This window comes from Candidatus Methanoprimaticola sp. MG2 (assembly GCF_047501175.1).
Lineage (GTDB): Archaea > Thermoplasmatota > Thermoplasmata > Methanomassiliicoccales > Methanomethylophilaceae > Methanoprimaticola.
In genome coordinates, this window is the sequence record NZ_JBEQWH010000004.1 from 93,421 (window position 1) to 105,475 (window position 12,055).

A 12,055-nucleotide genomic window follows, 5' to 3' on the forward strand; every position below is an offset into this window, starting at 1 on the left:
TAACATGACGATCATCCTTCGTTTGGACAGGGTAATGGCCGACCGCAAGATGAAGCTCAACGAGCTCGCGGAGAAGGTCGGCATATCCAACGTGAACCTGTCCAACATCAAGACGGGGAAGATCGCCGCCATAAGGTTCTCCACCCTGAACGGGATCTGCAAGGCGCTGGACTGCCAGCCCGGGGACATCCTCGAGTACATCGAGGATGATGAAAGATCGGAAGAGGTTTGATGCGGGGCATCCCCCGCAAAGGATTCACTGCCGTTCCGCGGACAGCTCGCGCTCCATCCTCTTCCTGCTGAACAGGACGGAGTCCATGAACGCCACCCAGCTGATCTCCACGATGATGGATGTGGCTATCGCGACCATCGCCAGAGGGGCGAGCCCCGTGGGCCCGAGGACGGCCATGCATGTCGCGATGGCGATGCCCTTGTTCTTGTACGAGGTCATCAGGATGTCGGTGACCCTCTGGGACCAGTGGATCTCCGCCTTCTTCTCGACGACCTCCAGAACGTTCCCGAGGAAGAACGAGCGCAGTGCCGCGATGATGAGGAACGCCACGAAGATCCAGACATCCCCTGCGAAATTGGTCGACCCCACGGAGAGCCAGACGAGTATGAAGATGCAGCAGTTCAGGAAGATCGCCATCATGTCCTTGTCGAACTTGAAGCGGGTCAGGAGCCTGGAGAGCACCAGCGGGATCCCGATGATCTCGATCACGGTGATGAAGACGGACTTCATGTCCACGATCTCGCCGAGAGTGAGCCAGACGATGAACGGGATCCATGCGAGGGACAGGACGTAGACCAGGATGGTCCCCCTGGCAGCGTGCTCCATGTCCCCGTTCAGGACGTACGAGAGAGGCACGACGGACGCGGCGAACGGCGTGGCGGCTATGAAGATGAGCCCCATGGCCTGGGCCCCGAACTCCGTGTCCTTGAGCAGATAGTACCCGATCAGCGGGATCAGCGACGAGATCACCATGCCGAGGAACACCGCCCTGAGGACGGACCTCCAGTTGGTGACGGGGTTGAGGTTCTTGAAGGGCACCCGGGACAGGGAGACCGTCAGCATTATCGCGAGGAACAGCACCGTGAGGTTGGAGCGGGCATCGGCATCCAGGACCTCGCCGGGAAACGCCCCGGCGAAGTTCGTGATGAGCGCGACGACCAGTGCCATCATCATCATGAAGGCGCTGCTCTTCAGCAGGTCTTTCGCATTCATATGAGGGGTGTCAGACCCGGGACTGTTATAAAATTATCGACTATCAATAAATTGTTAATCTTTATCAAGGTATAGAGGGCCCCGAAGGGCCCTCTTGGAGTTTCATCCGTGCCTGAACACGCGGCATCCGGTGAAGACCATCGCCATGCCGTGCTCGTTGGCCGAATCGATGACCTCCTGGTCCCTTATGCTTCCTCCGGGCTGTATGATGGCGGTCACTCCGGCCTTGGCGGCCTCGTCGACCCCATCCCTGAACGGGAAGAACGCATCGGAGGCCATGACGCAGCCCTCGGTGGGCTCGTTGGCCTTCATCGTGGCGATCTTTGCGGAGTCCACGCGGCTCATCTGCCCTGCCCCGATACCGACGGCGCGCTCGCCCCTCACGTACACGACGGCATTGGATGTCACGTGCTTCGCGAGCTTCCATGCGAACAGGAGCGAGTGGATCTCGTCCTCCGTCGGCGCACGCTCGGTGACGACCTTGAGGTTCTTGGGGTCTATGGGAACGTCCTCGTCGGTCTGGACGAGCATTCCGCCCTGGACCTTCTTGACCTTCATCTCCCTGACCCTATTGGAGGGTCCGATGGGGCAGTTGGTCCTCAGGAGACGGATGTTCTTCTTGACCTCCATGATCTCCACGGCGCCTTCCTCGTAGTCGGGGCAGATGACCGCCTCGACGAAGTGCTGGGATATCTCCGTCGCGGTGGCGACGGTGCACGGCCTGTTGAGGCAGATGACGCATCCGAACGCGGATAGCGGGTCCACGTTGTACGCGGTCAGGAAAGCCTCGTCGATGGTGTCGGCGGACGCGAGACCGCAGGGGTTGGTGTGCTTCATGACGACCGCGGTGGGCCTCTCGAAGTCCATGCAGATGTCCATGGCCTTGTCCAGGTCCAGGATGTTGTTGTAGGACAGCTGCTTCCCGTGCTGGAGGAGCTCCGCACGAGCGACGGTGACGCCGGGGGTGAACGGGTCCCTGTAGAACGCGGCCTTCTGGTTGGGGTTCTCCCCGTACCTGAGGTCCTCGACCTTCTCGGAGGGGATGGGGAACGAATCGGGGAATCCGTCGACGAAGCGCTCGCTCATCTGGGCGGCGATCATGCTGTCATAGTTGGCGGTGAGTACGAACGCCTCCGCCATGAGCCTCTGGTGCGTCTCCAGGGAGAGCTCGCCGCCCTCCTGGAGCTGCCTCACGATGTCCTCGTACTGGCAGGGCTTGGTGACGACCGCGACGTCCTTGTAGTTCTTGGCGGCGGCGCGGATCATGCTGGGCCCACCGATGTCTATGTTCTCCACGATCTCATCGAAGGAGACGCCCTCCTTGAGGACGGTCTGCTTGAACGGATAGAGGTTGATGACGACCATGTCGATGGTCTGGATGCCCTTGTCCGCGATTGCGTCCATGTGCTCCTTGACGTCCCTGCGAGCGAGGATGCCCGCATGGATCTTCGGATGGAGGGTCTTCACGCGCCCCTCGAGCATCTCGGGGAATCCGGTGACCTCGGACACCTCCGTGACGGGGATCCCCGCCTCTTTCAGGACCTTGAACGTGCCACCCGTGGAGATCAGCTCCACGCCCATAGAAGACAGCGCCTTCGCAAAATCGACGATTCCGGTCTTGTCGGAGACGCTCATGATTGCTCTTTTGATCTTGGCCAAAGTATACCCCCTCTCGCGAGGTGCATACCCATGTATGCGTGCCATCAATCCGATGCCTCTAGTTAAATTATCCCTGGTTCCGCTGTGATATTCGTTGATATTCTACGGAAATCGTAGCAGGTTTCAGACGTGTGCATTCCCCGGCACAGGACCCTATGCTGTTGACATGCGCGCCAGATAATGCCATCCTGAACGACCTGTTCCAAACCCGGTCTGTTCTCTGCCAATTTAGGCTATTGATTAAATAAAATGAAATGCTATATCGTAACATCCTGATAAGGCCCGCAAGTTTGGTTGCCATCGGGTGGCCATCACGGCTTGCGGGCAACGGATGCTCTCGAGGGGATCCCCGACATGCGGATCGGACGGTGACGAACGCGTGTGATAAATCCAAGGGTGCCCTTACGGTGGACGATGAGAAAGAGGGAGCTAGAGATGCGCCTCCAGTCGGTGCTTCCGTTCAGCGATCCGGACGCCTCGATGGAACAGTACATGACCCCGGCGGTCATGGCCGCGGACATACTGTTCGAGGCGTACCGCAACGGCGACATCGAGGGGTTGAAGGTCATGGACCTCGGATGCGGCACGGGGATGCTCTCGATAGGCGCCTGGCTCATGGATGCGGGGATGGTCGTCGGATACGATGTGTCCGAGAAGGCGCTGGCCATCGCACGGGTCAACGCGGAGGCGCAGGGCGCGGACATCTCGTTCAACCTGTCGGACATACGCGACGTCGACGAGGGCGCCGACACCGTGGTCATGAACCCCCCGTTCGGATGTCAGAAAGGCCACGCGGACCGCCCCTTCCTCGAGAAGGCCCTGACGCTGTCGGACTGTGTCTACTCCATACACATGGCCAACACCCTCGGCTTCGTGGAGGACTTCTGCAACAAGCACGGAAGGTCCGTGTTCTGGCATAGAACCTATAAGTACGAAATCCCGCATCTATTCTCGTTCCATACCAAGATGAAACAGACCGTCGAAGTCGTGGCGGTCGGCATCAGGTGATTCCCAATGACTTCATCGATATTCGTTATGCCCGGCGACGAGGTCGCCATAGAGGAGGAGTATGCCGCAGGCGAGGGGACTTTTGCCGAGAACGGCACCGTCTACGCGTCCCAGGTCGGATACCTGACCCTGGACGACAACGACTGCACCGCATCCGTGCAGTCCCCCAACCCCCCCAACATCCTGAAGAAAGGGGATGTCGTGTACGCTGTGGTGGCCGACATCAGGAAGACCATGGCCACCGCGGACGTCATCGCCAAGGAAGGGTCCGACAAGACCGTCGGCGGGGAGACGTATGCGACCATACACGTCTCCAAGATATCCCCCAAGTACACCGACGACGTGGACAGGGAGCTCCGCAAGGGAGACTTCATACGCGCGGTCGTCACCGAGACCAAGCCCTCGCTCCAGCTGACCACCAAGGACCAGCACCTCGGATGCATCAGGGCGCTGTGCTCGAAGTGCAAGACCGAGATGGTCGTCTCCAAGAACGGCGACGGGCTGTTCTGCCCCGAGTGCAGGTACGCCATGCCCAGGAAGCTGGCGGACGACTACGGCGACGTGAAGCTCCAATGAAGCTGATCGCACTGCTGTCCGGCGGGATAGACTCCCCCGTTGCGGCGTATCGCATGTGCCAGGCAGGCGCGGAGGTGGTCCTTCTCCACATGGACAACACGCCCTATTCCGACGAGGTCCAGAGGAAGGACGTCATGGAGATAGCCAGGATCCTTCGTGAAGCGACCGGGCAGGAGCTGCCCCTCTGGTTCGCCCCCCATGGGGACTCGCAGACCGCCATACACGACAGGTGCGATTACAACTACCAGTGCGTCATGTGCAAACGCGTCATGCAGAGGACCGCGAGGGAGCTCGGGAAGAAACTGGGCTGCTCCGGGATCGTCATGGGAGACTCCCTCGGACAGGTGGCGTCCCAGACGCTCAGGAACATCCGCTCCGAGAACATAGGCCTGGACTTCCCCGTGGCCAGACCCCTGATCGGGTATGACAAGATCGAGATCGAGGCCATAGCGAAGGAGATCGAGACGTACGATGTCTCGATCCGCCCCGGCCACGGCTGTTCAATCGTCCCCGTGAGGCCCATAACGGAGGCCAAGCCGGAGAAGGTCGTCTCCATGTCGGAGACGGTGGACATCGACGCTCTCGCGAGAGCCTCCGCCGACGCCGCCTATCTGGTTCAGTAACGGCGTCTGACGTAGAATGCAGGACAGGCGTCTATCTCGTCGCTGTCGTACAGCATGTCCATGGTCACACGGCCTATGTACGGTGCCTGGACGCGGGATATGTAGAGCGTGTTATCGCCTACAGGAATCTTTATGTCCGACTGTTTCGGCCCTTTTATCGTGATCGGAACGAGCGCGGGTCCGGCGCACGCGGTGCAGACCCTGTAATCACGTCCCTGGGATGTGATCATCTGCCTGACATCCTCGTCGACCTGAATTTCCATGAGCGACGGATTCTGAGTCATCGTTATAATGGTTGAGGTCGGAATCGACGGTCCGTCGGATCGTCCAGGAGCCAATCCACGATGTTCCTATGGTTCAATCCGTTACCGAGAGGCCTGACGAACGGGTCGAGGGAGAGGATCGTCTTCGGGAAGTTGTCCCCCATCTCCAGGAGAGAGCGGGTCTCGCGTTCGTACGTCTCCTCCGACAGCATCGTCTGCGTGACCTGGAAGTACTCCACGCTGCCATCCCTCCATGCGGTGAAATCCACCTCGCGATCCCTGTAGCATCCTATGTCCACCCTATAGCCCCTCCGCTTCAGCTCCAGATACACTAGGTTCTCGATCTGGCGGCTCAGATCATCACCAGCGGCGGACCCCAGGACGGTGTTCCTGATGCCCGTGTCAGTGACGTAGTACTTCTCCTGGGTCTTCATGAGCCTCTTGCCACGGATGTCGTAACGGTACACCTTGTGTATCAGGAACGCATCCTCCAGTCCCCTGAGGTATCTCCTGACCGTGGCAGTGGATGTCCCCGTCGCCTTCGATATGCTGTTGCTGCTGGTGGTGTTCCCTATGTTGGACATCACGAACCGGACTATGCTCTCGAAGCGTACCTGGTCCTTCACGTTGAGATGCGTCTGGAGGTCCTTGTTCACAACGGTGGAATACACCCCGAACAGGAGATCGGTCGTATATTCCGAATCACGGTCCAGATCAACCATCGGAAGGGAACCCGTCCAGATGTACTGGATCAGCCTCCCGTAACGGTCCGTGTCCTCGTCCGCCGGATTCAGTTCGAGGAACTCGCGGAAGGAGAGCGGGAGCATCGGGACCTCCACATAACGTCCGGACAGGTATGTCGACAAGTCAGAGGAGAGCAGGTATGCATTGGAGCCTGTGATGTATATGTCCACGTCCCTGTCCACAAGGAGCGCATTGATCGAGCGTTCCCAGCCTCTCACGGCCTGGATCTCGTCCAGAAGGACATACGTCCTTCCGACCCGAGGGATGATATCGGAGAGCCAGCTGTCCAGGTCATCGCTGTCTTCGATGCTCCTGAATGCTGCGGACTCGAAGTTCGCGTAGACGATGTTCTCGTCCGGAACACCATCATTGTGAAGGACGTCCATATACTGCCTCATAAGGGTCGACTTACCGCAACGGCGCATACCGGTCACAATCTTCACCACATCGGTATCGTCCCTGCCCATGGCCAGCCTTCTGAGATAGCCCCTGCGTATGACCTCCCTTCTCTCCATGACCCCTAAATAGAATGAAGATATAAAATTGTAAGTTAACTTACAAAACTTTTAGAAATCAATAGTTTTGTAAGTTTGATTACAAAATATTTACAAATTCTCACATATCTCGTCGTATGCGACATGATTCCAGCGTTTGAATCGAACATGCTTCAATGACGATTACTCAAAGACGGCATCCATCCTGGCGATATTCACTGCCATCATAGTTGCGCTTTCCGGAGGCATGGACATGCTGAGAGGATGCGCCCACCGGTATCGGACAGAATGAGATGCGGAATCTGGCTCATGGTGATCCTGTACGAAATGATACCGTTCAACACGGTAACGTTCCTGATGCATATGGTGTTCTGGACAATACACAGAATGCGTTATTCGGAAAACGAAACAGATCGGCCGGATCGCTCCGCGATATCGAAGAACGCCCTGACCGCCGCAGGGATGTCGTAGCACAGCATCGCACCCAGCCTCAGGTTGGACACCCTGCGGTCCAGGAGAACCGCCACCCCGCGGTCGGTCTCCGAACGTATGAGGCGCCCTATCGACTGCCTCATCTTCCTCGTGGCGGGGATGGTCGCGACGTACGCCCTCCCGTCCCCGAACCTCATGTCGTAGTAGCGGGTCATCGCCCTCAGCTTCGCGGTGGGCTTCGGATACGGGATCCCGATGAGGACAGCCATCTCGAGGGCCTTGTCGGGGAAGTCCAGCCCCTCGGATATCCTCCCGCCGGTGACGCAGAACAGGACGCTGCCCTCGGACGTCTTGAAACGGTCGAAGGTCTCCATGAGCTCGCTCTGGGGCATGTCCCTGCGCTCGTGGTAGACATCGCGTCCCAGACGGGACTCCAGGCCGTCACCTATCATCCGGTCCATCACGTCGAACGACGGGAAGAATACCGCCGTGTTCACCCTGACGGCGTTCACCGAGTCGCATACCAGTGACATTAGGCTCCGGTAATTCTCCTCCAGGAACCTCTCCTCGTACCTCATGGACACCCTGTCCGAGTAAAGCGTGAGGAGGTTGTCCGGCGGGAACCCGCCGTCGAAGTGCCTCGGGACCGCCCTCTCCAGGCCGAGCTCCTTGACGAACGCGTCGATCGGGTCGAGCGTCCCGGACATGAGGACGGACGAATAGCACTCGTTCAGCGGCGTCGCGGCCGGTGCGGGATCCATGCAGTACGACTGGAAGCACGGGTTGTCGCCCCCGAGTACAAGGGACACCGAGCAGTTCTCCGACCCGGAGCTCCACAGCTCCAGGAACCTTCCCATGGAGCCTATGTACGAGCGGGGGAGCTTCCTCCTCTGCTTCCTCCTCTCCTCTATGATGTCGCCCAGGTCCTGAAGGCCCCTGGCCATCCTGTCGATGGCCACGGACGTCACCCCCAGGCGGGACATCAGCTCCTCCTCCACGAAGTGCGGGGGGAGGATGCCGTCATCGTCGATCAGGTACTCCTTCACGGCGTATGTCAGGACCTCCTTCAGGACGGCGGATATGTCGGTGACCGTGAGGCCCTCGTGTATCTCGTGGTCGCCCTGCTCCTTGGCCTCCCTGTCCACGAGCTCCATCGCCCTGAGCGAGTACTCGTAGGTCTGGGTGTCGCGGAGGTAGTCGGACAGGTTGTGGGCCTCGTCCGCGATGAGGATCATCCTGTCCCTCGTGATGCCGAGCCACTCCTCCATCCTGGAGAGTATCGGGGGGATGAACGCGAACGGGTACGAGGCGGCTATGACGTCCGCATGGGGGAGGAGCTGCTTCATCAGCTCGTAGGGGCAGACGGTCGCCTCCTCGCATATCTCCGCGAAGGACGCGGGGTCCGGATGATCCCTCAGGACGGAGAGCCAGTGCTCCTTGTCGGCGCCCTCCAGGTTGGCGTAGTACGGACAGTGGCACCCGGTCTCGGTCTTCCTCTTGAACTCCGAACAGAGCTTGGAGATCTCCTCCGGGGTGCCGGACCTGAGGTCAGGGTCGTCGCGCATCATCGGGCACGATGACGCGGACCTGCCCTGGAGGGCTATGCAGATCACGTCGCCTATCGCCCCGCACTCGCGGATGACCTGGGCCTGCTGGGACTTGGTCCTCGTGAGGTAGAGTATCCTGAGGTCCCTCGCCCTGGCCGTTGGGATCGTCCCCGCCAGGGCGGATATGGTTTTGCCCATCCCGGTGCCCGCCTCGACGACGGGGCACATCCCGTCCGCAGTGGCATCCGACATGAAGGAGACGAGCTCCCTCTGCCCGGGACGGTACTCGTACGGGAATACGTCCATCAGTTCTCTGATCCGCGCTGCCAGATGTCATCGGGCAGCTCGTCGTAGTTGAACTCGGCGGTGGTGACCGCCTCGGCCGTCCTCGGGCCCTGGAGCAGGAGCTCATTGATCCTCTCCCTGCGGAACAGCCAGTAGTGGATCCTCCACTCCCTCCCGTCGTACAGGGTGGTCTCCTCCCTCTCGGTGGTCAGGATGCCGGCGTCCTCCAGCATGTAGAACGCGTCCCTGTCCTCGGGCTCCAGGATGTTGTCGATGATCCTGTCCGCGTACCCGAAGAAGTTCAGGACCCTGTGGGCGAGGTCGTACGCCTCCTCCTCCTCCATCGCGCGGGAGCTGCTGTCGATGCTGTTCTTTATCGCCATCGTCAGGTTGTGGATGGTGATCACCGTCATGGTATCACTCCGCCAGGTCCAGGAACTTAACGTCCTCGGTGCCGACCGCCTCGGCGACCTTGGCGACGACGTCCTCGGGGATGTTGCTGTCCACGGTGAGGAACATCATGGCGCACTTCCCGCTCCTCCCGACGGTCATCTGGGCGATGTTGACGCCGGCGTCGCCGATGATGTTGCCGACGATGCCGATGACCCCGGGCTCGTCCTTGTAGCGGACGTACATCATGTCCCCGCTCATGGGTATGTCGAAGGAGAATGCGTCCACCCCGACCAGCCTGGGTATGCCCCCGATGACGGTACCGCGGATCGCACGGGTCTTCCCGGCGTAGGTGAACTTGACCTCGATGATGCTGGAGTAGTCCTTTGCGGTGTCGTTGCTGGTCTCGGCGATCTCGATGCCCTTCTGCTTCGCGACGGGGAGGGCGTTGATGATGTTGGCGGACCCGATTATGTTCCTGAGGTACCCAATGATCGTGGTGACGGTCAGGAGCTTGGTCTGCTTGCCCGCGAGGCCTCCGCAGTACGCGATCTCGATCTTGTCCAGGGGGTTGTTGCCAACCATCTGCTGGACGAGCGACCCCATCCTCTCGGCCAGGGGCATGAACGGCTCGGTCTGTGCGTCCAGCTTGCCGCGGGGCGCGTTGATGGCGTTGGAGACCACGTCGTCCTTCAGGTACATCGCCACGTGCTCGGCGATCTCGATGGCGACCCTCTCCTGGGCCTCCACGGTGGACGCCCCGAGGTGGGGCGTGGTGACCAGGTTCTCGAGCTCGAGGAGCTTCTTCTCGTCGTCGTTCAGGGGCTCGTCGCACCAAACGTCGAACGCGGCGCCCGCGATGATCTTCTCCTTCAGCGCGGTGTAGAGGTCGTCCTCATTGACGATGCCGCCGCGCGCCACGTTGGCGATGCGCGCGTTGGGCCTCATCATCTTGAACTGCGGGAGGGAGATCATGTTCCTGGTCTCCGGCAGCAGCGGGGTGTGGATGGTCATGAAGTCGGACTTGGAGATCACTTCCTCCAGCGTGGTGAGCCTCACCCCGAGGGAGTCCGCGACGTCCTTCGGGAGGAACGGGTCGTACCCGATCATGGTCATGTTGAACGCCTTCATGCGCTTGGCGACCTCGCCTCCGACGCGCCCGACGCCGATGATCCCCAGGACCTTCCCGTTGAGCTCGACGCCGGTGTACTTGGACCTCTTCCACTCGCCCCTGTGCATGGACTCGTGGGCGAAGGGGATGTTCCTGGCAAGTGCCAGCAGCATCGCGCAGGAGTGCTCGGCGGCGGACAGGATGTTCGCCGACGGCGTGTTCATGACGAGTATGCCCTTGTCCGTAGCGTAGGGCACGTCGATGTTGTCCACGCCGACCCCTGCGCGTCCGATGACCCTCAGGTTCTTCCCGGCGTCGATGACCTTCTTCGTGGCCTTCGTGCCAGACCTGATAATGAGGCAGTCGTAATCGCCGATGATGCCGCAGAGCTCGTCCTCGGAGAGCCCGGGCCTCTCATCAACCTGGAATCCTGCGTCCTTGAGGATCCTGACCCCGTCCTCGGAGAGCGGGTCTGAAATCAGTACTTTTGCAACCATGTTCACTCCTCCAAAATCTCATCGAAAGCGGCCAGGAGCTCCCTGATGCCCGCAGGCGTCACGTCTCCCATGTGGCCGATCCTGAACGTCTTCTCCTTGACCTCCCCGTATCCGTTGGAGATCTCGTAGCCCTTGGCCTTCAGCTTCTTGTGGAACGCATCGAAGTCGAGCTCCCCCCTGTTGAGGACGGAGAGCGCCTTGGAACGGTACCCCTCCTCGGGGAACACGCCTGCCAGCCTCCTGTCGGCCCAGTCCTCGATGAGGGCGGCCATCTCGGCGTGCCTGGCATAGCGGTTGGACATGCCCTCCTTGAGCATCTTGTCCAGCTGGTAGTCCAGCCCGTACATGAGGGACACGGGCGGCGTGGTCAGGGCGTAGTTGGTGTCGCTCTGCTTCTTGATCTTGAGCAGGTCGGTGTAGAAACCGCGGTTCTTCACGGTCTTGGCCTTCTCGAGCATCCTCTCGCCGCAGAGCATGATGGCGAGTCCCGGGGGCAGCCCCAGGTCCTTCTGCGTGCCGAATATGATGGCGTCGGCATCCATGTCCCTGACCTTCATGTCCATGGCGAACGCGGCCGTGACGGCGTCGACGATCTTCAGGGCGTCGGGGTTCTGCTCGGACACCGCCTTGGAGAGTGCCACGCTGTCGCTGAACACCCCCGTGGAGGACTCGTTGGCCGCCCAGTGGACCGCCTCTATGTCCTTGCCGACCTTCCCGGCTATGTCCTCGGGCTTCATGGCCTTGCCCCAGGGGACCTGGACCTTGTCCACGGCCTTCCCGTTGAGCTCGGCGATCTCGATGAGCCTGTTGCCGAAGGAACCGTTGGTGATCCCGAGGCACCTCTCGTTCACGGCGTTCCTGATGGCACCCTCGTTGAACACGGTGGCGGACCCGGCGACCAGGAAGACGTCCATGTCGGTGTCGAGGGCCTTGCGGATCTTCTCCACGATGTTCGCGTGGAGCTCCTTGTACTCGCCGGAGCGATGCGTAATCATAGGCTTGGTCATCGATTCGAGAGTGTCGGGCGCGACGTGAACGGGGCCCACTGTGTACAGCATTCTGCTCAAGATAATCCCTCATGCCCTGAGGCTGATGCATTGTGTATCGGAGCCTCCTAATTAAAGGTCACGCGTGTGCGAGAGGGGTGAAAGAAGGAACGTGTGAGGATAGATGATGTATTTTGTTCATAATTGTATAAAAA

General features: G+C 60.1%; 12 protein-coding genes. 4 read left to right on the forward strand and 8 right to left on the reverse strand.

The features are described from left to right. Positions 1 to 4: 4 nt before the first annotated feature. Positions 5 to 232 (forward strand): helix-turn-helix domain-containing protein, encoded by a 228-nt coding sequence (locus tag V5D86_RS04140; RefSeq protein WP_414595439.1) that lies wholly within the window; start codon positions 5 to 7, stop codon positions 230 to 232. A 24-nt stretch (positions 233 to 256) separates the two neighbouring features. Here V5D86_RS04140 and V5D86_RS04145 read toward each other — a convergent pair whose 3' ends face one another. Both V5D86_RS04145 and purH read right to left on the reverse strand, forming a co-directional pair. Further along, the gene (locus V5D86_RS04145) at positions 257 to 1,225 is read right to left on the reverse strand and encodes a Na+-dependent transporter (RefSeq protein WP_414595440.1); all 969 of its coding nucleotides are present in this window, start codon (positions 1,223 to 1,225) and stop codon (positions 257 to 259) included. A 102-nt stretch (positions 1,226 to 1,327) separates the two neighbouring features. Then, positions 1,328 to 2,929 carry a bifunctional phosphoribosylaminoimidazolecarboxamide formyltransferase/IMP cyclohydrolase gene (gene purH / locus V5D86_RS04150; protein ID WP_414595441.1) on the reverse strand — a complete coding sequence of 534 codons (1,602 nt, stop codon included), beginning with the start codon at positions 2,927 to 2,929 and terminating at the stop codon, positions 1,328 to 1,330. Positions 2,930 to 3,298: 369 nt separating this feature from the next. Here purH and V5D86_RS04155 point away from each other — a divergent pair, with 369 nt between their 5' ends. Genes V5D86_RS04155 through V5D86_RS04165 form a run of 3 tightly spaced genes read left to right on the forward strand, consistent with a single transcriptional unit; the run spans position 3,299 to position 5,091 of the window. Then, positions 3,299 to 3,892 carry an METTL5 family protein gene (locus V5D86_RS04155; protein WP_414595442.1) on the forward strand — a complete coding sequence of 198 codons (594 nt, stop codon included), beginning with the start codon at positions 3,299 to 3,301 and terminating at the stop codon, positions 3,890 to 3,892. Positions 3,893 to 3,898: 6 nt separating this feature from the next. After that, the gene (locus V5D86_RS04160; protein WP_414595443.1) at positions 3,899 to 4,468 is read left to right on the forward strand and encodes an exosome complex RNA-binding protein Csl4; all 570 of its coding nucleotides are present in this window, start codon (positions 3,899 to 3,901) and stop codon (positions 4,466 to 4,468) included. Beyond that, positions 4,465 to 5,091 carry a tRNA 4-thiouridine(8) synthase ThiI gene (locus V5D86_RS04165; protein ID WP_414595444.1) on the forward strand — a complete coding sequence of 209 codons (627 nt, stop codon included), beginning with the start codon at positions 4,465 to 4,467 and terminating at the stop codon, positions 5,089 to 5,091. The genes V5D86_RS04160 and V5D86_RS04165 overlap by 4 nt, the downstream gene beginning before the upstream one ends. On the opposite strand, the gene V5D86_RS04170 is transcribed toward V5D86_RS04165, so the two are convergent. From V5D86_RS04170 to V5D86_RS04195, 6 genes are all read right to left on the reverse strand, one after another. After that, positions 5,085 to 5,354: a hypothetical protein gene (locus V5D86_RS04170; protein ID WP_414595445.1), complete on the reverse strand. Its 270-nt coding sequence runs from the start codon at positions 5,352 to 5,354 to the stop codon at positions 5,085 to 5,087. The two genes, V5D86_RS04165 and V5D86_RS04170, sit on opposite strands and share 7 nt — an antisense overlap. Positions 5,355 to 5,377: 23 nt before the next feature. Further along, entirely contained in the window at positions 5,378 to 6,613 is a 1,236-nt protein-coding gene (locus tag V5D86_RS04175; RefSeq protein ID WP_414595446.1) for an ATP-binding protein, read from the reverse strand. Between the two features lie 371 nt (positions 6,614 to 6,984). Further along, positions 6,985 to 8,877 (reverse strand): ATP-dependent DNA helicase, encoded by a 1,893-nt coding sequence (locus V5D86_RS04180; protein ID WP_414595447.1) that lies wholly within the window; start codon positions 8,875 to 8,877, stop codon positions 6,985 to 6,987. Further along, positions 8,877 to 9,269: a DUF6015 family protein gene (locus tag V5D86_RS04185; protein WP_414595448.1), complete on the reverse strand. Its 393-nt coding sequence runs from the start codon at positions 9,267 to 9,269 to the stop codon at positions 8,877 to 8,879. The genes V5D86_RS04180 and V5D86_RS04185 overlap by 1 nt, the downstream gene beginning before the upstream one ends. A gap of 4 nt (positions 9,270 to 9,273) precedes the next feature. Beyond that, the gene (gene serA, locus V5D86_RS04190) at positions 9,274 to 10,854 is read right to left on the reverse strand and encodes a phosphoglycerate dehydrogenase (RefSeq protein ID WP_414595449.1); all 1,581 of its coding nucleotides are present in this window, start codon (positions 10,852 to 10,854) and stop codon (positions 9,274 to 9,276) included. A gap of 2 nt (positions 10,855 to 10,856) precedes the next feature. After that, complete coding sequence (locus V5D86_RS04195) at positions 10,857 to 11,912, reverse strand: pyridoxal-phosphate-dependent aminotransferase family protein (RefSeq protein WP_414595559.1); 1,056 nt, start codon at positions 11,910 to 11,912, stop codon at positions 10,857 to 10,859. Positions 11,913 to 12,055 lie beyond the last annotated feature (143 nt).